The organism is Micromonospora sp. NBC_01796 (assembly GCF_035917455.1).
In the GTDB taxonomy this organism is placed as follows: Bacteria; Actinomycetota; Actinomycetes; order Mycobacteriales; family Micromonosporaceae; genus Micromonospora_G.
In genome coordinates, this window is the sequence record NZ_CP109078.1 from 3528637 (window position 1) to 3550796 (window position 22160).

The window sequence follows — 22160 nt, forward strand, 5'->3', positions numbered from 1 at the left end:
GACCTTGTCATGGTTACCGAGATTGGGTTCGTCAGCCTGCTGGTGGCGGGCTTAGGCCTGCTGGCCGGTGGCCTGGTCTATCTTGCGGTACGAATCTCGAGAGGACGCTGGTGAGCGCGGAGAGCACCTCCCCGGACAATCCGATGGCACCGCCGCCGTGGCTGAACGCGCCACCGGTCGACCCGTACCCCTTCGAGGAGACGTTCGACCTGCGGGTGGGTCCGGACCTGCACCCGGCGCTGCTGGGGCTGCTGCCGTACGTCGGACTGTGGCGGGGGCGCGGGCGCGGCGGCTACCCGACGATCGAGGACTTCGACTACGCCCAGGAAATCAAGATCAGCCACGACGGGCGGCCGTTCCTGCACTACGAGTCGCGCGCCTGGCTGCTGGACGGGGACAGCCAGCCGATCCGTCCGGCCGGGCGCGAGGTCGGCTGGTGGCGGCCGGTGATGGTCGACGGGCGGGCGACCGACGAGGTCGAGGCGCTGATGAGCACCCCGACCGGGATCATGGAACTGCACGTCGGCAAGCTCGACGGGCTCAAGCTCGAACTGGTCACCGACGCGGTGGTGCGTACGGCCACGGCCAAGGAGGTCACCGCCGGTCACCGCCTCTTCGGCATCGTCGAGGGTGCCCTGCTCTACGCCCAGGAACTCGCCGCCGTCGGCCAGTCCCTCTCCCCCCACCTCTCCGCCCGCCTCACCCGCGTCGGCGGCTAACCCCCCGCCACCGCACCCCCGCCACCGCGAGGAAGAGCGCTGATACAGAGAAAGAGTGGCTATTCCGAGCCGGATAGCCACTCTTTCTCTGTATTAGCGCGGGAGGGGGAGGGGGTGGGGGTTAGGCGGTGGGGAAGCCCAGGAGGTCGCGGAGCGCGGGGGTGTGGGAGGACGGGGGGAGGGGCATTCCGTCGAGGGTGCGGATCTCGGCCAGGCCGCGTACGGACGAGGTGAACCACGCACCGAGGCAGACACCCTCGCGCAGCTCGGCCGGGGTGATCATGCGTTCCTCGGCGGACAGGCCGAGCGAGCCGGCGTGGGCCAGCAGCCAGGCGGCGGTCACCCCGGGCAGGATGCCGGTGCTGGCGGCCGGGACCGTGCAGAGGGTGTCACCGGCCAGCCAGACCAGGTTGGCGCTCGGCCCCTCCAGGGCGTAACCGTCGGTCGAGGTCCAGAGCACGTCGTCGACCCCGTTCGCCGCCGCCCAGCGGTGCGCCGCCTGGCTCGTCCCGTACGACGTCGACTTGACCCCGGCGAGCAGCCAGGGCAGCCCGGCGCGGGCCCCGGCCGCCACCCCCAGCGGCAGGGTGGCGACATTGACCCCGGCGGTCCGGGCCAGCCGCAGCGCGGGCGCGACCGGCGACAGGGTGGCGAACACGGTCGCCGGCCCGCCGCTCACCGGTCCCCGGGTGCAGACCAGCCGGAGCGCGCCCTCGGTCCTTGCCGGCCAGGCCGCGCAGGCGGCGTCCAGCAGCTCGGCCAGCTCGGTGGCGTCCGGCAGCAGCAGGTCGACCGAGGTGGCGGCGCGGGCCAGCCGGGTCAGGTGCTCGTTGCGCAGCCACGGGCGACCGTCGCGTACGTGCATCGTCTCGAACAGGCCGTCGCCGTGCAGCACCCCCCGGTCGTCGGCGCGCACGATCGGCTCGTCGGCCGGCAGCACGCCCCGGCCCAGCACGGCGACTATCTGCTGCCCGGACACGACTCCAGAGCGTAGCGGTGGCCGGGGAGCCGGACCGGGCAACCGGGCAGGGCCCGCCGAATCGGGTACGTCGATGCCGGAATCGGTGGACACCGGCCGGGGGAACTACACTCGTACGGTGTCGGAATCATCGCTGGCCGAGATGTTGCGCTCCCGTGGGCTGCGCCTGACGGCGCAGCGGCAACTGATTCTCGAAGCCGTCCTCGAACTGGGCCACGCCACCCCGGAGCAGGTGCACACGGCGGTACGGGGTATCGCCGCCGGAGTGAACATCACCACTATTTACCGAACGCTGGAATTGTTGGAGCGGCTCGGCCTGGTTACCCATACGCACCTGTCGCACGGTTCTCCGACGTACCACGCGGCCGGTGAGGACCAGCACGTCCATCTGGTGTGCCGGTCCTGCGGGGAGGTCGAGGAGATGGAGCCGGAACTGCTCCGGCCGCTCGCCGACCAGTTGGCCGGTGAACGAGGGTTCCAGGTCGACGTAGGGCACGTGGCACTTTTCGGCGTCTGCCGGAAGTGCGGGGAGCAGCAGGACTAGTCGACGGCGGGGTGCACCAATGATCGACATCGCGGGCGCGGTGGCCATCGAGGTACTGGACGAACAGACGCCGGACCAACCGGGGCCGGAACACGTCGCGGCCGGCGTACGCGGAGTCGCCGCCCACTACGGCGACCCGATGCGCGAGCAGCGTCACCTCGCCACCGACGTGGGCCTGGTCGACCGGTCCCACCGGGGCGTGATCGCGGTCCCCGGCGTGGAACGGGCGAGCTGGCTGCACACCCTGACCACCCAACACCTGGCCGACCTGAGCGCCGGGCAGGGCAGCGAGCTGCTGGTGCTGTCCCCGCACGGGCACATCGAGCAGCACGCCATGGTCGCCGAGGACGGCGAGACCACCTGGCTGGACACCGAGCCCCGGGACACCGCCGGCCTGCTGACCTACCTGGAGAAGATGCGCTTCTTCACCCGGGTCGACCCGCGCGACGCGACCCCCGAGTGGGCGGTGCTGTCGCTGGTCGGCCCGCGCGCCACCGAGGCCGTCGGCATCCTCGGCGTCACCGGGCTGGAGGCGCCGGACGCGCTGCCGGTGCCGGGTCCGAAGTTCGCCGGCGGGGCCGTGCCACCCCGACCGACCACGAGGTACGACGTACGCCCGTTGCCGGGTGGCGGTTGGGCCCGCCGGGTGGAACTCGGGGTCGACCTGCTGGTGCCCCGGGGCGAGGTGGACCGGGTGGTCGCCGACCTGACCGGGGCCGGGGTGCCGCTCGCCGGGCTGTGGGCGTACGAGGCGATCCGGGTGGCCGCCCGGCTGCCCCGGGTGGGCTTCGAGACCGACCACCGGACCATCCCGGCCGAGGTGGACCTGATCGGTCCCGCCGTACACCTGGACAAGGGCTGTTACCGGGGTCAGGAGACGGTGGCCCGGGTGCACAACATGGGTCGGCCGCCGCGCCGGCTGGTGCTGCTGCACCTGGACGGGATCAGCTCCGACCAGCTCCCCGCGGTAGGCACGCCGGTGGCGAACGGTGACCGTACGGTGGGCTTCGTCGGCACCGCCGTACGCCACTTCGAGCTGGGGCCGGTGGCGCTCGCCGTACTGAAGCGGAATGTGCCCGAGGACGCCCAACTGCTGGTCGACGGGACGGCGGCGGCGATCGACCCGTCCTGAGCGTCGGCGTCCCCGTCGCGGGTTGGCGGCGGGGGCGTACCGCTGGTGTGGTGGGTGCCGGACGGGCCCTGGTTAGGATCGCCGGCATGACAACAGGGACGTTGATCACGGTGGCCCCGACCGGGGCGGAGTCGACCAAGGCCGAGGTGCCGGCACTGCCGGTGACCCTGGACGAGCTGGTGTTGACCGCGAAGGAGTGCGAGGCGCTCGGCGCGGCCGTGATCCACGTACACATCCGGGACAACCAGGCCCGGCCGACGCTCGACCCGGCCCGACTGCGGGACACCGTCGCCGCGCTGCGGGAGAACACGGACCTGATCGTGCAGCTTTCCACCGGCGGTGCGGTGACGGACCCGGAGGTCGAGCGGCTGGCCGTGCTCGACGCCGGCCCGGAGATGGCGTCCTGCACCATGGGTACGGTCAACTTCGGCGACGACGTGTTCCTGAACCGGTGGGAGTTCATCGTCGAGCTGCACACCCGGATGCAGGAACGCGGGATCGTCCCCGAGTACGAGATCTTCGACCTCGGCCAGCTCACCACCCTGCGCCGGCTGCTCGACAGGTACGGCCTGCCGGCCGGTGGGCACGTGCACGTCGACTTCGTGATGGGCGTACCGGGTGGCATGCCGGGCACCACCGAGGCACTGGTCGCCTGCCGGCAGGCGCTGCGGGACCTGCCCGAGGGCAGCACGTTCTCCGCCACCGGTATCGGGCGCAGCACGATCTCCGTACTGCTCGCCTCGCTCTCGACCGGTGGTCACCTCCGGGTGGGCATGGAGGACACCGTCACGTACGCGAAGGGTCGGCCGGTCGAGTCGAACATGCAGTTGGTGGCGCGTGCCGTCGGCTTCGCGCAGCTCGCCCAGCGGCCCCCGTTGACCAGTGCGCACGCCCGTGAGCTGCTGGGACTTCCGTCCCGAAACTGAGGGCTCCTTAAGGTGCCGGTCGGGGCACTCGCTACCGTCTGCGCCATGGCACAGAGCTACACGGGCGGGGAGCCGCTCGCCGAGGTGGTCCGGTCCGGTTTTGTCGAGGGGTCGCACCGGGGTTCGGTGGTGGTTCTCGACGCGGGCGGCGAGGTCGTGTTCTCGGCCGGCGACGTACTGGCGCCGATCTTCCCGAGGTCGTCCAGCAAGCCGTTGCAGGCGATCGGGATGCTTCGCTCGGGTCTGCGGCTGGTCGACTCGGCCGACCTGGCCCTGGTCTGTGGCAGCCACTACGGCGAGGACTTCCACCTGGTCCGGGTCGGTGCCCTGCTGCGCAGCGCCGGACTGACCGAGGCGGCCCTGCGGTGCCCGCCGGACATGCCGATCGGCGAGTCGGCGCGGGCCGCCGTGTACCGGGCCGGTGGTGGCCCGGCCAGGATCCAGATGAACTGCTCCGGCAAGCACGCCGGCATGCTGCTGACCTGCCTGGCGGCGGGGTGGCCGGTGGAGGAGTACTGGCGGCCGGAGCACCCGTTGCAGCAGCGGTTGCGGGCCGCGGTCGAGGAGTTCACCGGTGAGTCGGTCGCGGCGGTCGGGGTCGACGGTTGCGGTGCCCCGGTGCTCGCGGTCTCGTTGACCGGGATGGCCGGTGCGTTCCTGCGGTTGGTGTCGGGTGTGCCGGGCTCGGTGGAGCGGACCGTCGCGGACGCGATGCGTACGCACCCGGAGCTGGTCGCGGGCACCGGTGCCGAGGACACCCGACTGATGAACGGTGTTCCGGGCCTGCTCTCGAAGGTGGGTGCGGAGGGCGTCGTGGTGTGTGCGGTGCCCGGCGTCGGCGCGGTCGCGATCAAGATCGACGACGGTGCCTCCCGCGCCCGGCAGCCGGTGCTGGTCGCCGCCCTGCGCCGGCTCGGCGTGACCGCCCCCGTCCTGGACGAGATGGCCGAACTTCCCCTGTTCGGCGGCGGCACCCCGGTCGGCGCGGTCCGCGCCCTCCAGCCGTGAGGAGCGGCCCCTTCCCGTTGTTTCCGGTCCGGGAACCGGTGTTCCCGTCCGGGAAGGGGTCGCTCCGGACCGGGGCGGGCTAGCCGAGGAAGGCCAGGAGGGCTTCGTTGACCGGGGCGGGGCGCTCCAGCGGGAGCAGGTGCGCGGCGTCGGGTACGTCGGGCAGCCGGGTCGCCAGGGACGCCTGCGCGGCGATCAGGTCGGCCAGTACGCCGATGTCCGGTATATCTTCGGCACCCGCTCCGACCAGCACCGGAACCCGGATCTCGGCGAGCCGCCCGATGGCGGGTGGGTCGAGTTCGCGTACCGCCACGTTGCCGAGTGCGGCCTCGGCGGCCAACGCACGGCGATCCATCTCCCGCGCGAAGTCCAGGAACGCCGGGTCCGGGTCCTCCGGGCGGCGCCCCGGCCCGACCACCCAGAAGCGCACCTCGGCCTCGGCGGTGGCGTCGAGGTCCTCGCCGTCGACCTCGCCGATCAGGGTGTCCCAGAGGTTGTTGGTCTCGTCGGACCATTCGTGGCCGGACACGGCCGAACCGAAGAGGGCGAGCGCGGCGACCCGGTCGGGATGGGCGAGCGTGGTGTCGATCGCCACCGCGCCGCCGAATGAGCAGCCGACCAGGGTGGCCCGTTCGATGCCGAGTGCGTCGAGGAACCCGACCACGTCGTCGTGGTGGGCGAAGGGGTGCTCCGGCAGGTCGGACTCGCCGTACCCGCGCAGGTCCAGGCTGAGTACGCGATGCCGGCCGGCGAGCGCCTCGACCTGGCCACGCCACATCCGGCGGTCGGCGATGCCGGCGTGCAGCAGGACAACCGGGGTGCCATCACCCAGGTCGTCGTAGGCCAGCGTGGCCCCATCCAATTCGATCTTCGACATCAGGCGGACGTTACGCAGTTACGTGGGCGGTTTGCAACGTGATTGCCCGACCTGCGGTGGCCGGCGTACTTCGTGACCTGGGTGGGGGATCGAAGGTCGGCCATGAGACTTTGCTAACTCTGGCAAGCGTTTTGCTTGCAGGAGCTAGCACTCGCGAACTACCGTCGGACGCATGGCGAACCCCAAGGACCTGCCCCGCGACGTCGGTGGGTTCATCCGTGACCTGCGACGCAACGCGAAGATCTCGCTGCGCCAGCTCGCCGACCAGGCCGGGGTCAGCAACCCCTACCTGAGCCAGGTCGAGCGCGGACTGCGCAAGCCCAGCGCCGAGGTGCTGCAACAGCTCGCCAGCGCGCTGCGGGTGTCCACCCCCGTGATGTACCTGCGCGCCGGCCTGCTCGACGACAAGGAGGGGCACGGCGTACTCGCCTCGATCGCCGCCGACGCCGACCTGACGATGCCGCAGAAGCAGTCCCTGAGCCAGATCTACGAGACCTTCCGGCGGGAGAACGCCCGCCAGGCCGAAACCGCCGCCCCGACCGAGGCAGCCGCCCCGACAACCGCGCCGACGGAAACGACCGCGCCGGCCGAGGCAACCGCGCCGACGGAGGCAGCCGCGCCGACGACAGCGCCGACACCGGGCGACGGCGGCAGCGAGGCCGTGGACGACGTACTCGAATCGGTGGCGCGGACCGAGACGGGCACCGCGCCGGCCCCGAACGCATCCCAACCAGCCAAGCGAACCGCCCGCAAGGCGGCCCGGAAGACCGCTCCCGCGGTCGAGGAGGAGTAGTCATGACCGACCCCCGGACCAGCAACCGCATCCCCGCCCCGCTCTACGCCGTCGCCGGTGTCGGCGACCTCGCCCTCCAGCAGCTCCGCAAGCTGCCCGCGGTGGTCACCGAGCTGAGCGAGAAGGCCGCCGTCAGCACCGCCGAACTCCGCGACAAGGCCGTCACGGGAACCGGGGAACTGCGCGAGCGCGCCGTCACCGGCACCACCGGGCTGCGCGAGCGGGCGGCCACCATCACCACCGCCGAACTGCGCGAGACGGCCGCCACCCGCGCCGCCGAGCTGCGCGAGCGGGCGGTCACCGGCACGGCCGAGCTGCGCGAACGGGCGACCGACGCGCTGCGTACCGCGAACACCACCGCGGCCGGGCTCCGTGGCCGCGCGGCCACGCCCGAGCTGGACGTCCGCCGGCTGCGTACCGCGGCGATCCGCAACGCAGCCGTGGTCGTCTCCGGCGCCTACACCGCCTCCGAGCGGGCCGCCGCCGCGTACGAGGCCCTGGTCGCCCGGGGCGAGCGGGTGGTCGGCGCGGCCGGCACCCCGGCTACCGCCCCGCACCACACCGCACCGAAGTCCGCGGACATGGACGCGCCCGAGGTGCCCGCCGAACTGACCGCCACCCCGGAGGTCCTGGCCAGCAAGGACACGGCGGCCAAGGCCGCCGCGACCAAGGCCACCCCGAGCCCGGCGGCGAAGACCCCCAAGGCGCCGACCACCAAGGCCACCGCCGCAAAGGCGCCGGCCACCGCCAAGGCGCCGGCCGCGAAGACCACCGCGACCAAGGCGACCAGGTCGGCCAAGAGCACCGCGACCACCGACGAGAAGTAGGCACAGGTCGGACAGGCCCCGGGTACGGCATGTAGCCCGTACCCGGGGTTGCCGACATAAGCTTCACGGCATGGTTACTGCCGCGCCGATCTTCTACTCCGACGTACGGACCGTCATCGAGTTGGTGCTCCTCGTCTTCGCTCTCATCATCGAGGGAGTGGCGCTGGTGCACGCCATCACCCAGCGATCGGACGCCTTCCCGGCGATCGGCACCCTGCCCAAGGGCGGCTGGATCGCCATTCTCGGCGTCTGCCTGGCGCTGACCCTGCTCGGCTTCGGCGTACTCAGCATCTTCGGCCTGATCGGCATCGCCGCCGGTCTGATCTACCTGCTGGACGTCCGGCCCGGACTGCGTGACCTGACCGACGGCAAGGGCTTCTGGTGAGAGATTTCCGCTGGCCTCCGCCGCCGGACGGCGGGCCTCGGACGTACGGACCCGGTCCCAGCGCACCCCGGACCGGGCGACCGGCGCTGCCCGAACCGGAGACGGAACTGGTCACCACCCCGCACGGCGTACGGCTGGAGCGGCTGGTCACCGGCGCCGGTGATCCGGTGACCGTCTTCGCGCACGGGCTGGGCGGCGGCATCGCCGTCACCCGACCGTTGGGCAGTGCGGTCAACGGCCGGCGGGTGTTCTTCCAGTTCCGGGGCCACGGCCGGTCGGACGCGCCGGACGGCGAGTGGACCTACCTGGACCTGGCCCGCGACCTGCGGGCGGTCGCCGACCTGAGCCGGGCCACCCGGGCGGTCGGCGTCAGCCTCGGCGCCGGTGCGCTGACCCGGCTGCTGCTGGAGAGCCCGGAACGGTTCGACCGGGCCGTCTTCTTCCTGCCGGCGGTGCTGGACGAACCTCGGCCGGCGGCGGCCCGCGAGCGGTTGACCATGCTGCTCGAAGCGGTACGCAGCGGCGACCCCGCGACGGTGGCGGAGGTGGCTTCCGCGGAACTGCCGGCGGCGGTACGGAACACCCCGGCCGGTTGGGCGTACCTGCGTCAGCGGATCGACCAGTTGATGCGGGACGGGTTGGCGGACGGGTTGGCGAGCCTGCCGGACCAGGTGCCCGTACGCGACGCCTCGGCCCTCGCCGCCGTCACCGCCCGCGCCCTGGTGATCGGTTGTGCCGGTGACGAACTCCACCCGGTGGCGGTCGCGGAGCAACTCGCCGCCGCCCTGCCGAACGCCACCCTGCACGTGTACGACCGCCCCGGTGTGCTCTGGACGCACCGCGCCGACCTGCGTGGACGCGTCTCCGAGTTCCTGAACGGGCAGTAGTCCCGGCGCGGTTTCCGCAACGACGAGACGGTCAGTCGGCGGGTCGGCCGTAGCTGGCCGCGCGTACGTCGAGCAGCCAGCGTTCCACCGTCTCCTCGTCCGGCCGCTCCGGCAGCGGCGTACGGATGGCGTCGAAGTCCCGTTCGGCCTCGGCCAGGAGGTTCCGCGCCCGGTCGACCCGGCCGGCGGCGACCTGCTCGCCGAAGTCCACGAAGGATCGCGGGTCGTCCAGGCGGATCGGCAGGTGGCCGGTGGCGTAGAGCAGCCGGCCCTGGTGCAGGAGCCGGGCCAGGTGCCGGGCGTGTTTGGCGGTGCGTCGCCGGGTGTCGGCCGAGAACGAGCCGTCGCCGCGCGATTCGAGCTTGCGGAACTGCTGGCCGGCGTAGCCGAGGTAGGCGGACCGGACCCTGGGCGCCGCCAGGAATGCCGACCGGATCCCGATCAGCCGGTCGCCGAGGTCGGTCCGGGTTTCGTAGAGGTCGTCGGGCAGCCAGGCGAGTTCGGTCGCGGTCGGGTTGCCGCTCAGCGCGAGCCGGCACCACTTGCCCGCCTCGTGCAGCGTCCGGTCGGGTGCCGTGGTCACGATCGACTCCCTGGGCGGATGCAGCCCGTGGAAGGCGACCGTGGGCGCGGCGAACAGGCCGAGCCGGTCCACGTCGGAACCGGGACCGGCCAGGCCGTACGCGGTCGAGCCGACGATCCCGGCGAGCAGCAGGCGCATGCCGGACATGATCGCGTACGGGACCGGGCGGGTGGACGGAGTTGTTGGTAATCCGGCCATCGGCTGTCAGGTATTGCTGGTTACCTCGACGGTATGACCGAATCGAACCAACTCGGTACGACCGAATCGAACCGACCACTCAGCGGGAAGATCGCGCTCGTCGCCGGTGCCACCAGGGGCGCCGGCCGGCAGATCGCGGTGCAACTCGGCGCCGCCGGCGCCACCGTCTACGCGACCGGGCGCAGCACTCGCGGCCAACGGTCGGAAATAGACCGGCCCGAGACCATCGAGGAGACCGCCGAACTCGTCACCCGGGCGGGTGGCGTCGGCATCGGGGTTCCGGTCGACCACCTGGAGCCGGAGCGGGTGCAGGCCCTGGTGGAACGGATCGACCGGGAGCAGGGCCGGCTGGACGTGCTGGTCAACGACATCTGGGGGGCCGATTCGATGATCGGCTGGGACCAGCCGGTCTGGCAGCACTCGCTGACCGACGGGTTGCGTACGCTCCGGCTGGCGATCGACACCCACCTGATCACCAGCCACTACGCGCTGCCGCTGCTGATCAGGTCGCCGGGCGGGCTGGTGGTGGAGATGGGCGACGGCACCCGCGAGTACAACGACAGCACGTACCGACTGAACGCGTTCTACGACCTGGCCAAGGTCGCGGTCACCCGACTGGCCTTCAGCCAGGCCCACGAACTGCGGGAGTACGGCGGCACCGCGGTCGCGCTCACGCCGGGCTGGCTGCGCTCGGAGACGATGCTCGACCTGTTCGGCGTCACCGAGGAGAACTGGCGGGACGCGACGGACAAGCAGCCGCACTTTGTCATCTCGGAGTCACCGGCGTACGCCGGTCGGGCCGTCGCGGCGCTGGCCGCCGACCCGGACCGGGCCCGCTGGTCCGGCCAGTCGCTCTCCAGTGGCCAACTCGCCCGGGTGTACGGCTTCACCGACCTGGACGGCAGCCAGCCCGACGCCTGGCGGTACATCGTCGAGGTGCAGGACCTCGACCGTCCCGCCGACGCCACCGGCTACCGCTGATCGGTGCGGCCGACCGCGGCCCGACAGGCGCGTCACGGTCGTCGGTCCGGTGACCCGTTGAGCGGTCGTTCGTCCGGTGGTCGGTAGAGCGCGCTGAGTCGGACCGCCGCCTCGGCGAGCCGGGTACGCAGTGCCGGCGGGTCGAGCACCTCCACCTCCGGTCCGAACCGGAGCAGCATCGGATAGGCGATGTCGAGCGACTCGACGGGCAGGCGGGTCACCACCCAACCCTGCTCGTCGGGTTCGCCCGCGCCGGCAAGTGCCTCCTGCGCGGCCGGTGGCTCGACCACGTACCGCATCGTGCGCAGTCCGGCCGGGCTCAGCCGTACGCTGATCCGTTCCGGGAACATGGCCCGGACAAAATTGCTCACCCCGGCCGACCAGAACCCGGCCAGGTCGAAGCTCTCGTCCCGGTCGAAGCCATCGGTGGTGACCTCGACCCCGGTGACCCGGTCCACCCGGTACGTCCGGTGGTCGTCGCCGACCCGCCCGACCAGGTACCAGACCCCGCCCTTGAGCACCAGCCCGTACGGCTGCACGGTCCGGGTCACCTCACGGTCGCGCCGATAGCGCAGCTCGATCACCCGGTCCTGCCAGACCGCCCCGGCGAGGTCGCTGAGCAGCGGCGGCGGGTCGGCGGTCCCGAACCAGCCGGGTACGTCCAAATGGAACCGTTGACCGGAGCGCTGTGCGGCGTCCCGCAGTGGCGGGGGGAGTGCGGCCAGGACCTTCAGTCGGGCGGCGGCGACCGGTTCGGCAAGCCCCATCTCGTCGACCGGTCCGGGCAGCCCGGAGAGGAACAGCGCCTCGGCCTCGGCGCGACTCAGCCCGGTCAGTCGGGTCCGATAGCCGCCGACCAGCCGGTAACCGCCGGCCCGCCCCCGATCCGCGTACACCGGCACCCCCGCCGCCCCCAACGCCAGCACGTCCCGATAGACAGTCCGCTCCGAAACCTCCAACTCCCCGGCCAACTCCGCCGCCGTCATCACCCCCCGCCCCTGCAGCAGCAACACCAACGAAATCAACCGAGCCGCCCGCATCCCCCCATCCTCCCCTCCGGCCCCGCCGACCTCCGTTGATCATGAAGTTAGCGACGGGTTCCGGCTTGAAAACCGTCGCTAACTTCATGATCAACGGGTTCTGGTGGGTGGGGCAGTAGGGTGCTGGGGTGTGGGGGTAGCCAAGATCGCGGTTCCGGCTGTTGGGGTGGTGGGGCAGTTTTTTGGCGGGGCCGGGTTGCTGGTGCGGGGGCTCGGGATGTACGCCCGTACGCCACGGCTGGTGTTGCTCGGGATCCTGCCGGCGCTGATCACCGGAGGGCTTTTCCTGGCCGGGTACGCCACACTGATCTACTTCGTCGACGACCTCGCCGGACTGGTCACCCCGTTCGCGGATGACTGGGCGAGCTGGGCCCGGGACCTGATCCGGGTGCTGGCCGGGTTCGCGTTCCTGGCCCTGGGGGCGGTGCTCGGCGTACTGACCTTCACAGCGGTCACCCTGGTCGTCGGCGACCCGTTCTACGAGGAGATCTCCGCTCGAGTCGAGGCTCGATACGGCGGAGTGCCGGGTGAGATCGAGGTTTCCTGGTGGCGGTCGCTGCGCCGGAGCATGGTCGACTCGCTGCGACTGGTGACCCGTTCCGTGCTGCTGGGCGTACCGCTGTTCTTCGCGGGTTTCATCCCGGTGGTCGGGCAGTTTGTCGTACCGGTGATCGCCGCCGCGGTCGCCGGCTGGTTCCTCGCCCTGGAACTGGTCGGCGCCCCCTTCTACCGCCGGGGGCTGCGGCTGCCCGACCGACGGCGGCTGCTGGGCGCGCAGCGGCCGGTGTCGCTCGGCTTCGGGGTCGCCGTCTTCTGCTGCTTCCTGATCCCGCTCGGCGCGATCCTGGTCATGCCGGCGGCGGTGGCCGGCGCCGCCCTGCTCGCCCGCCGCTCGCTCGGCGAGTCCATCGACGAGCCGGGCCGGTGGACCGAACACCCGTCGCCGAGCGTGGAGTCCTGATGGAGATCATCCTGGTTCAGGGTGACATCACCACGGTACGGGTCGACGTCATCGTCAACGCCGCCAACTCGTCGCTGCTCGGTGGTGGTGGAGTCGACGGCGCGATCCACCGGGATCTACCGCTGGCCGGTGGATGACGCGGTCCGGCAGGCGCTGACCGTGTTACGGGCAGCCCGGCCGGCGAACCTCACCGAGGCCCGCCTCGTGCTCTTCGACGCCGCCACCCTCGCCACCGCGGAACGGGTACGAGACGCCGGTTGAAGCTGTGCCGTACCGGCGCGGCCGGTCAGGCGGAGTCGCGGAGGATGAGTTCGGTCGGCAGGACCACCGCCGGCTCGACCTCCTCGCCGGCCGCGATCCGGAGGAGTTGCCGGGTCATCTCCCGGCCGATCTGCAGGATCGGCTGGCGGACCGTACTCAGCGGCGGATCGGTATAGCGGGCCGACTCGATGTCGTCGAAGCCGATCACGGCCACGTCGTCGGGCACCCGGCGACCGGCCTCGCGCAGCGTACGCAGGGCGCCGTGCGCCATCAGGTCGGAGGCGACGAAGACCGCGTCGAGGGTGGGATCGTCGTCGAGCAGTTGGCGCATGGCCAGCGCCCCGGACTCGCGGGTGAAGTCGCCGACGGCCACGATCGACCGGCGGCGGGAGTCCTGCAACTCGGTCCGGTAGCCGGCCAGCCGCTCGATGCCGGCGACCATGTCCTGCGGACCGGCGATGGTGGCGATCCGGCGCCGACCCGAGTCGAGCAGATGGCGTACGGCCTTGGCCACCCCGCCGATGTGGTCGACATCGACGTACGGCACCGGCACGGTGGCCCGCCCCAGCGGCCGACCACCGCAGACGACCGGGATGCCCATCCGGGCCAGCGCGCTGGGCAGTGGGTCGGCACCGTGTAGCGAGGCGAAGAGCACCCCGTCGACGTGCCGACCCATCGCGTAGCTCTCCACCCGGTCGTGGCTGGCGGTGGAGCCGGCGAGCATGAGCACCAGTTGCTTGTCCGCCGCCTCCAACTCCTGGCTCACCCCCCGGATGATGCCGGGGAAGAAGTGGTCGTCGGAGAAGACCCGGGTGGCCGCCTCGGGCAGGATCAGCGCGATCGAGTCGGTTCGCTGGGTCACCAGGCTGCGGGCGGCCAGGTTGGGGACGTACCCCAGCTCCTGGACCGCCCGACGGACCGCTTCCCGGATCGGTTCGGCGACCGTGGTGGAGCCGTTGACCACCCGCGACACGGTCGCCCGGGAGACACCGGCGCGCCGCGCCACCGCCTCCAACGTCGGTCGCTCCCGCGCCATGGTCATGCCACCGACTCGCTTCGCTCGCCGTTGGCATGACCGAGTATCGGGCTGAGCCTGCTGATTCGCTCGCTCCGCTCACTCATGGGCACCGACTCGCTTCGCTCGCCGGCGGCATGACCCGATCTGGGGCTGAGCCTGCTGATTCGCTCGCTCATGTCCCCCGACTCGCTTCGCTCGCCGTTGGCATGACCGAGTATCGGGCTGAGCCTGCTGATTCGCTCGCTCCGCTCGCTCATGCCACCGCCTCCTACTTCCACTCGCCGTGCCGGCCGAATTAGAGGCCGTTGCGCCGGATGACCTCTTGGTACCACCGTGCGCTGTCCTTGAGCACCCGCCGCTGGGTCAGGTAGTCGACGTGAACGATCCCGAACCGCTTACGGTAACCCTCGGCCCACTCGAAATTGTCCAGCAATGACCATACGAGATACCCACGGAGGTCGACGCCCCTCGAAATGGCCTCGTGTGCGGCACGAAGGTGCCCGTCGAGGTAGTCCACCCGGTCGGCGTCCGGCACCCGGCCGTCGGCGTCGGGGTCGTCGCGGTTGAACTTGTCCGGGAAGGCGGCGCCGTTCTCGGTGATGATCATCGGTACGCCCGGGTAGTCCTCGGAGATGCGTACCAGCAGGGTGGTCAGGCCGCGCGGCTCGATCATCCAGCCCATGTCGGTGAGCGGGCCGACCGGGGCGACGAACTCGATCCCCTCGGTGCCCGGGTAGGCGCCGCCGCCACCGGTCGCGCCGTCGCGGGCGGTGACGTAGGTGGGCTGGTAGTAGTTGATGCCGAGCAGGTCGATCGGGACGTTGATGATCTTCTCGTCGCCGTCGCGCAGGTGGCTCAGGTCGGTGAACCGGGCCACGTGCTCCAGCACGTCGGCCGGGTACTCGCCCCGCAGCATCGGGTCCAGGAAGATCCGGTTGGCCAGGCCGTCGACCAGCCGTACCGCCGCCTGGTCCGCCGCGCTGGCGGGGTCGACCGGGATGGCGGTGGTCGGGTTGAGGGTGATACCCAGGGTCTGCGCGCCGGCCGCGCGCAGCGCCCGACCGCCCAGGCCGTGGGCCAGCAACAGATGGTGTACGGCCTTGAAGGCCGCCGCCGGGTCCTCACGACCGGGAGCGTGTACGCCGTTGCCGTACCCGAGGTAGGCCGAGCACCACGGCTCGTTCAGTGTGGTCCAGGTGCGGACCCGGTCGCCGAGTCGGGCGTAGACGGCGGTGGCGTAGTCGGCGAAGTACTCGGCGGTCGCCCGGTTGGTCCAGCCGCCCCGGTCCTCCAGGGTCTGCGGCAGGTCCCAGTGGTAGAGCGTGACGATGGGGTCGATGCCCCGTCCGATCAGCTCGTCCACCAGCCGGTCGTAGAAGTCCAGTCCGCGCGGGTTGACCGGGCCGGAGCCGTCCGGCTGGATCCGGGGCCAGGCCACCGAGAAGCGGTACGCGTGCAGCCCGAGGTCGGCCATCAGCGCCACGTCCTGCGGGTACCGGTGGTAGTGGTCGCAGGCCACGTCGCCGGTGTGGCCGGCGTACACCTTGCCCGGCGTACGGCTGAAGGTGTCCCAGATCGACGGGCCGCGCCCGTCGTCCTGGGCCGCACCCTCGATCTGGTACGACGCTGTCGCCGCTCCCCAGACGAAGCCCTCGGGGAAGCGCACCGCCGCCTCCGCCGGTGCCGGGAGCACCGCTTGCTGCGTGTCAAGAGTGGTCATACCGTTACCGCACCTTTCCTGATGCCGCCGAGGATCCCGCGACGACGACGTGAACGACGAGCAGCGGCACCCGGGCGGTCGCGGCGCCCGACGCAGGTCCGCGTGCCATCCGAGCGGTGGCCGTTCGACGGGCGCGCGGGGAGACTTCTCTTCCGAGCGTGAACGCGGGTTACCCGAGTGTCAAGAGAGCGCTCTCACAAAGTTACACGGTGCCTCCACGTGATACGCGGGCGTAGTCATGGGCACCGCCGATCGGCGCCCGGCCCAGTATCGCCGGCCGGGCGCCACCCGTGGGGGACGGGAAAGATAAAGGCTGAGAAACTCAGCCGGCCCGCAGACCCTGGAGCAGGGTCACGTCGCCGGAAACCTCGAGTACGTCGAAGTTGATCCGACCCCAGAGGGCAAGCAGCAGGTCGCTGGCGTTACCGGTGACGTGGGCGCGGGCGTGGTGGTCGTCGCTGTCCAGGATCGTGTCCGTGTCCAGCAGGGCCACGCCGGTGCCCCGCAGCCGCAGGTACCAGTCCTGACCCGCGTCGACCGCGACCAGTTGCACCACGCCGTACCGGGGCTCGGGGGAGCGCCGCCGGCCCGCCGGCAACCAGGTGTCCAGCACCTCGCTCACCCCGTCGGCGGCGAGCTTCGCCTCGATCGGCTCGGCCGAGGCGATCGCCAACTGGGCGTCCCACCGGTGCACCGTGGTCTCGAGGGCCATCCGGCGCGGCCAGAACCCGACCTTCTTCGGCTGCGGCGCCCAGTTCCAGGCCGGCGTCTCCGGGTCGAGCGCGTCGAACGCGGTGAGGAGCTGGTCGTACTCGTGCTGCCACCACTCCAGCCCGGCCGTGCCGGAGGGCAGACCGTCCTCCACCGGCGGTTGGCTCGGGGCCTCCACCCCGCCGCCGGTCACCACGCCCCGGACCCAGCGGTAACGGGAGCCGAGGTGGTGCACCAGGTCGGTGGTGGTCCAATCGGGACAGGACGGCACCGGGGCATCCGGCGGCGCCTCGGCCACGGCCGCGCGGAATGCCGGCCCGTCCGCCCGCAGCGCACCGAGCCAGAAATCCTTCGTGCCGTGCAGTCTGCTCATCACGATCCTCCCGCGCTACCGGGCCACCAGAAGGGTCGCCTGGCTCGCCTCCAGCCTAGGGTGAACAACGCGCCAGACGTTAACGCCCATTCGACCAACGCCGATTTTGGCGCGCCAATCGGTCCCGCAAGAACAATCGGATTAAATCGTACAAGGCTTATGGCGGGTGGAACCGCTCGGGCGGGCGGGACCGCGAGCCGCCAGCTCAGGAGCGGGGGCGGCGGGGTCAGGGTGCGACGGCGGACCAGGCGACGGTGATCTCGCCGAGCCGCCACCGGGCCGTCCGGTCGAGCACCGGCCACCCGGCGTCCCGAACCGAGGCGACCGTACGCAACCAGCGCTGCCGGGGACCGAAGGTCCCGTACGCGGCCGCGTCGCGCCACCCGTCGTCCAGCGCCCGGACCAGTGCGTGGACCCCGGTACCCGGCACGTTGTGGTGGATCAGCGCCTTCGGTAGCCGCTCGGCCAGCGCCGCCGGACTCTCCAGAGTGGCGAGCCTCGGCGCCAGGGTCAGCGACCGTGGCTCCCCGCTCCCGTCCACCAGCACCCAGGTCGCCAGCCGCCCCAACTCGTCACAGGTGCCCTCGACGATCAGCCCGTCCGGGGCGAGCCCGGCGGCCATCGTCCGCCACGCCGGGCCGACCGCCGACTCCTCGTACTGGCGGAGCACGTTGAAGACCCGGACCACCACCGGGCGCAGACCGGCGAGTTCGAAGCCACCACGGGCGAAGGTGAGCCAGGGTGGGTCGGCCGAGGCGGCGGCGGCTGCCACCCGTACCGGATCGATCTCCAGCCCGACCACCCGGACGTCCGGCCGGACCGCGACGGCCAGCCGGGCCCGCAGCTCGACGGCGGTGACCGGGGTGGCGCCGTAACCGAGGTCGACCACCAGCGGATCCACCGCGTCGCGCAAGGGACCGGCGCAGCAGGCCGCGATCCAGTTGTCCACCCGGCGCAGCCGGTTGGGATTGGTCGTGCCCCGGGTCACCACCCCCAGCGGCCGGCGCGGCGGTGGCATCAACCCGTCCGGTGGCGTCGGCTCGGCGGCGGCATCAGGTCACCCGGTGCACCTTGTGCTGGGCCGCCTGGGCGACCGGGCGGACCACCAGCCGGTCCACGTTGACATGTTGCGGTCGGGTGGCGCACCAGGCGATGCAGTCCGCGACGTCGTCCGCGACCAGCGGCTCGGCCACCCCGGCGTAGACCGCCGCCGCCCGCTGCTCGTCCCCGCCGAAGCGGTGCAGCGCGAACTCGTCCGTCCGGACCATGCCCGGGTCGATCTCGATCACCCGGATCGGCCGCCCGACCAGTTCCAGCCGCAGGGTACGGGTGAGCGCGGTCTGGGCGTGCTTGGCCGCGGTGTAGCCACCGCCACCCTCGTAGACGTCCAGCCCGGCGGTCGAGCTGACCACGATCACCGTCCCGGCGCCGGAGGCCTCCAGCACGGGCAGCACCTCGCGGGTCACCCGCAGCGTGCCGAGTACGTTCACGTCGTACATCCACTGCCAGTCGGCGACCGAGGCGGACTCCACCGGATCGAGGCCGATCGCCCCACCGGCGTTGTTCACCAACAGCTTCACCGGCCCCGGCAGCCCGGCCGCGGTACGCGCCAGGGCCGCCACGGACTCGTCCGAGGTCACGTCGCAGACGGCGGCGGTGGCCGTACCGCCGTTCTTCTCGATCTCTTCGACCAGTTCGGCCAGCCGGTCGGCGCGACGGGCGGCGGCCAGGACGTGAAAGCCCTCGGTGGCCAGCCGCCGGGCGGTGGCCGCGCCGATCCCGCTGGAGGCACCGGTGACGATCGCGACAGGAGTCATCCGGGCATTGTTTCCCATCGACGGGCCCCTCCGGCCGCAGGGCGGCGGATGAGGTCGGTCACCCGTGCGGGTACCGGGATGAATGGTTCTGGCTTGATCGGGAAGATGAGGTTCGACGTAACGGTTGATGTCTGGGGCGCCCGGATCATGCCGGACCGCGTGTCACCTTGACCAAAGGAGTGGTTGTGGCGGAATCGCACACGGGCGTCGGGCGGCAGCGGGGCGCCCGGCCATGGCCGACACCGGCCCGGATCGCCACCGTTTCCGTGCACACCTCACCGTTGCACCAGCCGGGCACCGGCGACGCCGGTGGCATGAACGTCTACATCGTCGAGGTCGCCCGGCGGCTGGCCGACGCCGGTGTCGAGGTGGAGATCTTCACCCGCGCCACCGAGAGCGGCCTGCCGCCGGTGGTCGAGATGGCGCCGGGGGTCCTGGTCCGGCACGTCACCGCGGGCCCGTTCGAGGGCCTCGCCAAGGAGGAACTGCCGGGTCAGCTCTGCGCCTTCACCAACGGGGTGCTGCGGGCCGAGGCGGCCCACCCGCCGGGCTTCTACGACCTGATCCACTCGCACTACTGGCTTTCCGGGCACGTCGGCTGGCTGGCCAAGGAACGCTGGGGCGTACCGCTGGTGCACACCGCGCACACCCTGGCCAAGGTGAAGAACTCGCGGCTCGCCGAGGGGGACCGGCCGGAGCCGAAGTACCGGGTGATCGGCGAGGAACAGCTCGTCGCCGAGGCCGACCGGATGGTGGCGAACACCGCCGTCGAGGCCCGCGACCTGATCGCCCGCTACGCGGCCGACCCCACCCGGGTCGCGGTGGTCGAGCCCGGCGTCGACCTGGACCGCTTCCGGCCGGCTCCGACCGGGTCGGGCACCGACGGCCGGGTCGCAGCCCGCCGCCGTCTCGGCTTGCCCGAGTACGGGTACGTGGTCGCGTTCGTCGGCCGGATCCAGCCGCTGAAGGCACCCGACGTGCTGCTGCACGCGGTCGCCGCGCTGCGTGAGCGTGACCCGCACATCGCCGACCAGTTGACGGTCGTGATCGCGGGCGGCCCGAGCGGGAGCGGGCTGGACCGGCCCACCGCCCTGATCGAGTTGGCCGCCTCCCTCGGCATCACCGAGTCGGTCGTGTTCCGGCCGCCCTGCACCGGCGAGGACCTGCCGGACCTGTACCGGGCGGCAGACCTGGTGGCGGTGCCGTCGTACTCCGAGTCGTTCGGGCTGGTGGCCCTGGAGGCGCAGGCGTGCGGTACGCCCGTTGTCGCCGCCGCCGTGGGCGGCCTGGTCACCGCCGTACGGGACGGGGTGAGCGGGATCCTGGTCGACGGGCACGACCCGGTCGACTGGGCCCGTACGCTCAGCGGCCTGCTCACCGCGCCCGGTCGGCGGGCGGCGCTCTCCGCCGGTGCGGTCCGGCACGCCCAGGACTTCTCCTGGACCAGGACCGCCTCCGGGCTGCTCGCGGTCTACCGTGGTGCGGTGGCGGAGCACCGGGACAGGCTGGCGTCGGAGTTGGGCGGAACCGGGGTCGGGGCGAGCGTGGTGCTGCCGGCGGGGGTCCGGTGAACCCGACGACCGGGTGGGGCGACCGGTGACCGGGCGGGACGAGCGGGCCCGGATCGGTGCGCTGATCGAGTCCGCCTGCGCCGAGCGGGAGCTGCCCTGTGAACCGACGGGTGAGTTCGCGTACGCGGTCACGCTGCCCGGCACCCACAAGCTCAAGACCATCTGCAATCTGATCGTCGGGGAGCACGCGCTGCGGGTCGAGGCGTTTGTCATGCGCCAGCCCGACGAGCGGCGCGAGGAGCTGTGGGCCTGGCTGCTGCGGCGCAACGCCCGGATGTACGGGGTGGCGTTCTCCATCGACGCCGTCGGCGACGTCTACCTGACCGGCCGGGTGGGCCTGGGCGGGGTGGACGAGGACGAACTGGACCGGCTGCTCGGTTCGGTGCTGAGTTACGCCGACGATTCGTTCGACACGATGTTGGAGATCGGTTTCGGTACGGCGATCCGCCGGGAATGGGATTGGCGCCTCAAGCGGGGCGAATCAGTCGCGAACCTGGCGGCGTTCTCCCATCTTTTCGAGCCGTCGAAATCCGTCGAGCCTGATTTGGACCGCCCCTGACGGGTATGGCAGCGGTGGCGCACGGACGATCGGGTACGCGCGCCCCATGCCGATGACAGACTGTCCAGGGAGCGTGAGAATCTCATGGCTCAAGCTCAACGAAGCAGTTCGAGTCGCGGCGGCAACGCGACCGCGACCAGGAACCGGACGATCAGCGCCGGAAGCAGCAGTCCGAGTGACATCGCCCAGATGACCGCCGAACAGATCCGTGGGCAGCTTCGCAAGCGCGGCGTCACCGGTATCTCGGCGTTGCGCAAGGGCGACCTGGTGCAGGCCCTGGCGAGGGCGCTGCGCAACGAGGGGCGTCGCGGCGGTGGTTCGGCGAGGACGAGCACCCGTCCGGCGAAGCGGACCGCGTCGGCGGCACGCAGCACCAGTCCGGCGCGCAAGAGCACCGCGTCGGCGCGTACGACCACCTCGGCGGCGCGCAAGAGCGCCTCGACGGTGGCGCGCAAGGCCACCTCGGCCGCGCGTAAGAGCACCTCTCCGTCGCGGAGCAGGACCACGTCGGGCGGGGTGAGCGCGTCGGCCCGTCAGCGCCGCTCGTCCCCGTCGAAGGCGTCACCGAGTACGGCGGCGCGTACCGCCGAGCGGGCGAAGGCCGCGGCGGCGAGCGGGATCCGGATCGGTCGGACCATGTCCCGCTCGCTGAAGTACGCCCAGCCGATCTCCTCTCCGGACCAGAAGCCGGAACGGCCGGGGCGGAGTCTCGTCACCACCAGTCACGAGGTGATCCGGCGTTGGGCGCAGGCCCGTAAGGCGAAGCCGGCGACGATCGAGGGTACCGAGCGGGATGGTCGGGCCGGCGTACTGACGTTCAACTTTCCGGGTTGGCGGGAGGGTGGCCGGCTGAAGCAGATCACCTGGGATCAGTGGTTCAAGACGTTCGACCTGCGTCGCCTGAATTTCATCTACCAGGAGAGGCGTTCGGACGGTAAGCAAAGTAACTTCTTCAAGCCGGAATCACCGGACCGTGAGGATGGCTGAACATGGTGGAGTTGGTTCGTGGACGGCACCGCTGAATGCGGGTGTCGTGTGACCGGCGAAACAGTGACTGAGCTTGTGCCGGTTACGGACCGCGAACTACCGTGAGCGCGGGCGCCACGCTCGGAACGGTTCGGGGGAACCGCGAATCGATCAGATTCGAGCACGAGTGGGCGGCGCCCGGGGGACGGGTGGCACTAAGCCGTTGGGGGACGGCGCCACCTGACACCGGCGGTGTGAGCGGGCGACGCTTACGGGGGTGAGTGTCGCCCGCCGCCGCCGGGCCGCACAACGAAGCCGGCGCGT

Annotated in this window: 27 protein-coding genes and 1 pseudogene; 17 read left to right on the forward strand and 11 right to left on the reverse strand. The window is 71.6% G+C overall.

Going from position 1 to position 22160, the window contains the following annotated elements; genetic code table 11:
- Positions 1-9 precede the first annotated feature (9 nt).
- Together mtfM and OIE47_RS16315 are read left to right on the forward strand one after the other, a co-directional pair.
- Positions 10-114, forward strand: coding sequence for a small membrane protein MtfM (gene mtfM, locus OIE47_RS16310; protein ID WP_308714086.1), 105 nt, complete (start codon positions 10-12; stop codon positions 112-114).
- A gap of 29 nt (positions 115-143) precedes the next feature.
- A complete protein-coding gene (locus tag OIE47_RS16315) occupies positions 144-719 on the forward strand; it encodes an FABP family protein (protein ID WP_326563118.1) in 576 nt (191 codons plus the stop codon).
- A 121-nt stretch (positions 720-840) separates the two neighbouring features.
- Here OIE47_RS16315 and OIE47_RS16320 read toward each other — a convergent pair whose 3' ends face one another.
- Complete coding sequence (locus OIE47_RS16320; RefSeq protein WP_326562341.1) at positions 841-1698, reverse strand: aminotransferase class IV; 858 nt, start codon at positions 1696-1698, stop codon at positions 841-843.
- Positions 1699-1816: 118 nt separating this feature from the next.
- On the opposite strand from OIE47_RS16320, the gene OIE47_RS16325 reads away from it, so the two are divergent.
- From OIE47_RS16325 to OIE47_RS16340, 4 genes are all read left to right on the forward strand, one after another.
- Positions 1817-2242 carry a Fur family transcriptional regulator gene (locus OIE47_RS16325; protein ID WP_326562342.1) on the forward strand — a complete coding sequence of 142 codons (426 nt, stop codon included), beginning with the start codon at positions 1817-1819 and terminating at the stop codon, positions 2240-2242.
- A gap of 19 nt (positions 2243-2261) precedes the next feature.
- Positions 2262-3374 carry a CAF17-like 4Fe-4S cluster assembly/insertion protein YgfZ gene (gene ygfZ / locus OIE47_RS16330; protein WP_326562343.1) on the forward strand — a complete coding sequence of 371 codons (1113 nt, stop codon included), beginning with the start codon at positions 2262-2264 and terminating at the stop codon, positions 3372-3374.
- 86 nt (positions 3375-3460) lie between these two features.
- Positions 3461-4300, forward strand: coding sequence for a 3-keto-5-aminohexanoate cleavage protein (locus OIE47_RS16335; RefSeq protein WP_326562344.1), 840 nt, complete (start codon positions 3461-3463; stop codon positions 4298-4300).
- 45 nt (positions 4301-4345) lie between these two features.
- Positions 4346-5308 carry an asparaginase gene (locus OIE47_RS16340; RefSeq protein ID WP_326562345.1) on the forward strand — a complete coding sequence of 321 codons (963 nt, stop codon included), beginning with the start codon at positions 4346-4348 and terminating at the stop codon, positions 5306-5308.
- Positions 5309-5387: 79 nt separating this feature from the next.
- Here the strand turns inward: OIE47_RS16340 and OIE47_RS16345 are convergent, their stop codons facing one another.
- Positions 5388-6185 carry an alpha/beta fold hydrolase gene (locus OIE47_RS16345; RefSeq protein WP_326562346.1) on the reverse strand — a complete coding sequence of 266 codons (798 nt, stop codon included), beginning with the start codon at positions 6183-6185 and terminating at the stop codon, positions 5388-5390.
- A 172-nt stretch (positions 6186-6357) separates the two neighbouring features.
- On the opposite strand from OIE47_RS16345, the gene OIE47_RS16350 reads away from it, so the two are divergent.
- From OIE47_RS16350 to OIE47_RS16365, 4 genes are all read left to right on the forward strand, one after another.
- Positions 6358-6978 (forward strand): helix-turn-helix domain-containing protein, encoded by a 621-nt coding sequence (locus OIE47_RS16350; protein ID WP_326562347.1) that lies wholly within the window; start codon positions 6358-6360, stop codon positions 6976-6978.
- 2 nt (positions 6979-6980) lie between these two features.
- Complete coding sequence (locus OIE47_RS16355) at positions 6981-7805, forward strand: hypothetical protein (protein WP_326562348.1); 825 nt, start codon at positions 6981-6983, stop codon at positions 7803-7805.
- Positions 7806-7875: 70 nt separating this feature from the next.
- Positions 7876-8190 (forward strand): DUF2516 family protein, encoded by a 315-nt coding sequence (locus tag OIE47_RS16360; RefSeq protein WP_326562349.1) that lies wholly within the window; start codon positions 7876-7878, stop codon positions 8188-8190.
- Positions 8187-9077 (forward strand): alpha/beta fold hydrolase, encoded by an 891-nt coding sequence (locus tag OIE47_RS16365; RefSeq protein WP_326562350.1) that lies wholly within the window; start codon positions 8187-8189, stop codon positions 9075-9077. Before OIE47_RS16360 ends, OIE47_RS16365 begins: the two co-directional genes overlap by 4 nt.
- A gap of 31 nt (positions 9078-9108) precedes the next feature.
- Here the strand turns inward: OIE47_RS16365 and OIE47_RS16370 are convergent, their stop codons facing one another.
- The gene (locus OIE47_RS16370; RefSeq protein WP_326562351.1) at positions 9109-9807 is read right to left on the reverse strand and encodes a nucleotidyltransferase domain-containing protein; all 699 of its coding nucleotides are present in this window, start codon (positions 9805-9807) and stop codon (positions 9109-9111) included.
- 84 nt (positions 9808-9891) lie between these two features.
- On the opposite strand from OIE47_RS16370, the gene OIE47_RS16375 reads away from it, so the two are divergent.
- Positions 9892-10839, forward strand: coding sequence for an SDR family oxidoreductase (locus tag OIE47_RS16375; RefSeq protein WP_326562352.1), 948 nt, complete (start codon positions 9892-9894; stop codon positions 10837-10839).
- Between the two features lie 32 nt (positions 10840-10871).
- Here OIE47_RS16375 and OIE47_RS16380 read toward each other — a convergent pair whose 3' ends face one another.
- The gene (locus tag OIE47_RS16380) at positions 10872-11879 is read right to left on the reverse strand and encodes a helix-turn-helix transcriptional regulator (RefSeq protein WP_326562353.1); all 1008 of its coding nucleotides are present in this window, start codon (positions 11877-11879) and stop codon (positions 10872-10874) included.
- A 130-nt stretch (positions 11880-12009) separates the two neighbouring features.
- Between OIE47_RS16380 and OIE47_RS16385 the strand changes: the two genes are divergently transcribed.
- The 3 genes and pseudogenes from OIE47_RS16385 (at position 12010) to OIE47_RS16395 (ending at position 13101) form a co-directional block, all read left to right on the forward strand.
- Positions 12010-12840: an EI24 domain-containing protein gene (locus OIE47_RS16385; protein WP_326562354.1), complete on the forward strand. Its 831-nt coding sequence runs from the start codon at positions 12010-12012 to the stop codon at positions 12838-12840.
- Positions 12840-12953 (forward strand): annotated as a pseudogene (locus tag OIE47_RS16390) (macro domain-containing protein); the annotation flags it as partial. The gene OIE47_RS16385 and the pseudogene OIE47_RS16390, both read left to right, overlap by 1 nt.
- Before the next feature lie 16 nt (positions 12954-12969).
- Positions 12970-13101: a hypothetical protein gene (locus OIE47_RS16395; protein WP_326562355.1), complete on the forward strand. Its 132-nt coding sequence runs from the start codon at positions 12970-12972 to the stop codon at positions 13099-13101.
- Positions 13102-13126: 25 nt separating this feature from the next.
- Here OIE47_RS16395 and OIE47_RS16400 read toward each other — a convergent pair whose 3' ends face one another.
- From OIE47_RS16400 to OIE47_RS16420, 5 genes are all read right to left on the reverse strand, one after another.
- Positions 13127-14143 (reverse strand): LacI family DNA-binding transcriptional regulator, encoded by a 1017-nt coding sequence (locus OIE47_RS16400; protein ID WP_326562356.1) that lies wholly within the window; start codon positions 14141-14143, stop codon positions 13127-13129.
- A 271-nt stretch (positions 14144-14414) separates the two neighbouring features.
- Positions 14415-15839: a GH1 family beta-glucosidase gene (locus OIE47_RS16405; RefSeq protein ID WP_326562357.1), complete on the reverse strand. Its 1425-nt coding sequence runs from the start codon at positions 15837-15839 to the stop codon at positions 14415-14417.
- Positions 15840-16161: 322 nt separating this feature from the next.
- The gene (locus tag OIE47_RS16410; RefSeq protein WP_326562358.1) at positions 16162-16923 is read right to left on the reverse strand and encodes a maleylpyruvate isomerase family mycothiol-dependent enzyme; all 762 of its coding nucleotides are present in this window, start codon (positions 16921-16923) and stop codon (positions 16162-16164) included.
- Positions 16924-17149: 226 nt separating this feature from the next.
- Positions 17150-17941, reverse strand: coding sequence for a class I SAM-dependent methyltransferase (locus OIE47_RS16415; protein WP_326562359.1), 792 nt, complete (start codon positions 17939-17941; stop codon positions 17150-17152).
- A gap of 34 nt (positions 17942-17975) precedes the next feature.
- A complete protein-coding gene (locus OIE47_RS16420; RefSeq protein ID WP_326562360.1) occupies positions 17976-18740 on the reverse strand; it encodes an SDR family oxidoreductase in 765 nt (254 codons plus the stop codon).
- 185 nt (positions 18741-18925) lie between these two features.
- Here OIE47_RS16420 and mshA point away from each other — a divergent pair, with 185 nt between their 5' ends.
- On the forward strand, positions 18926-20311 hold the full coding sequence (gene mshA, locus OIE47_RS16425) for a D-inositol-3-phosphate glycosyltransferase (RefSeq protein ID WP_326562361.1): 1386 nt from the start codon (positions 18926-18928) through the stop codon (positions 20309-20311).
- 25 nt (positions 20312-20336) lie between these two features.
- Positions 20337-20870, forward strand: a complete 534-nt coding sequence (locus OIE47_RS16430; protein ID WP_326562362.1) for a YbjN domain-containing protein — start codon at positions 20337-20339, stop codon at positions 20868-20870.
- Positions 20871-20965: 95 nt separating this feature from the next.
- Here the strand turns inward: OIE47_RS16430 and OIE47_RS38010 are convergent, their stop codons facing one another.
- Together OIE47_RS38010 and OIE47_RS38015 are read right to left on the reverse strand one after the other, a co-directional pair.
- The gene (locus OIE47_RS38010) at positions 20966-21376 is read right to left on the reverse strand and encodes a hypothetical protein (protein WP_442792103.1); all 411 of its coding nucleotides are present in this window, start codon (positions 21374-21376) and stop codon (positions 20966-20968) included.
- A 27-nt stretch (positions 21377-21403) separates the two neighbouring features.
- Positions 21404-21589 carry a hypothetical protein gene (locus OIE47_RS38015; protein WP_442792104.1) on the reverse strand — a complete coding sequence of 62 codons (186 nt, stop codon included), beginning with the start codon at positions 21587-21589 and terminating at the stop codon, positions 21404-21406.
- Positions 21590-21599: 10 nt separating this feature from the next.
- On the opposite strand from OIE47_RS38015, the gene OIE47_RS38020 reads away from it, so the two are divergent.
- Positions 21600-21857, forward strand: a complete 258-nt coding sequence (locus tag OIE47_RS38020; protein WP_442792105.1) for a hypothetical protein — start codon at positions 21600-21602, stop codon at positions 21855-21857.
- Positions 21858-22160 lie beyond the last annotated feature (303 nt).

What these genes read in the sequence shown, in the direction of transcription:
- mtfM (WP_308714086.1), top strand. Translation starts at nt 10, where the DNA reads ATGGTTACCGAGATTGGGTTCGTCAGCCTGCTGGTGGCGGGCTTAGGC.
- OIE47_RS16315 (WP_326563118.1), top strand. Translation starts at nt 144, where the DNA reads ATGGCACCGCCGCCGTGGCTGAACGCGCCACCGGTCGACCCGTACCCC.
- ygfZ (WP_326562343.1), top strand. Translation starts at nt 2,262, where the DNA reads ATGATCGACATCGCGGGCGCGGTGGCCATCGAGGTACTGGACGAACAG.
- OIE47_RS16335 (WP_326562344.1), top strand. Translation starts at nt 3,461, where the DNA reads ATGACAACAGGGACGTTGATCACGGTGGCCCCGACCGGGGCGGAGTCG.
- OIE47_RS16340 (WP_326562345.1), top strand. Translation starts at nt 4,346, where the DNA reads ATGGCACAGAGCTACACGGGCGGGGAGCCGCTCGCCGAGGTGGTCCGG.
- OIE47_RS16345 (WP_326562346.1), bottom strand. Translation starts at nt 6,185, where the DNA reads ATGTCGAAGATCGAATTGGATGGGGCCACGCTGGCCTACGACGACCTG.
- OIE47_RS16350 (WP_326562347.1), top strand. Translation starts at nt 6,358, where the DNA reads ATGGCGAACCCCAAGGACCTGCCCCGCGACGTCGGTGGGTTCATCCGT.
- OIE47_RS16355 (WP_326562348.1), top strand. Translation starts at nt 6,981, where the DNA reads ATGACCGACCCCCGGACCAGCAACCGCATCCCCGCCCCGCTCTACGCC.
- OIE47_RS16360 (WP_326562349.1), top strand. Translation starts at nt 7,876, where the DNA reads ATGGTTACTGCCGCGCCGATCTTCTACTCCGACGTACGGACCGTCATC.
- OIE47_RS16370 (WP_326562351.1), bottom strand. Translation starts at nt 9,807, where the DNA reads ATGTCCGGCATGCGCCTGCTGCTCGCCGGGATCGTCGGCTCGACCGCG.
- OIE47_RS16375 (WP_326562352.1), top strand. Translation starts at nt 9,892, where the DNA reads ATGACCGAATCGAACCAACTCGGTACGACCGAATCGAACCGACCACTC.
- OIE47_RS16380 (WP_326562353.1), bottom strand. Translation starts at nt 11,879, where the DNA reads ATGCGGGCGGCTCGGTTGATTTCGTTGGTGTTGCTGCTGCAGGGGCGG.
- OIE47_RS16400 (WP_326562356.1), bottom strand. Translation starts at nt 14,143, where the DNA reads ATGACCATGGCGCGGGAGCGACCGACGTTGGAGGCGGTGGCGCGGCGC.
- OIE47_RS16405 (WP_326562357.1), bottom strand. Translation starts at nt 15,839, where the DNA reads ATGACCACTCTTGACACGCAGCAAGCGGTGCTCCCGGCACCGGCGGAG.
- OIE47_RS16410 (WP_326562358.1), bottom strand. Translation starts at nt 16,923, where the DNA reads ATGAGCAGACTGCACGGCACGAAGGATTTCTGGCTCGGTGCGCTGCGG.
- OIE47_RS16415 (WP_326562359.1), bottom strand. Translation starts at nt 17,941, where the DNA reads ATGCCACCGCCGCGCCGGCCGCTGGGGGTGGTGACCCGGGGCACGACC.
- OIE47_RS16420 (WP_326562360.1), bottom strand. Translation starts at nt 18,740, where the DNA reads ATGACTCCTGTCGCGATCGTCACCGGTGCCTCCAGCGGGATCGGCGCG.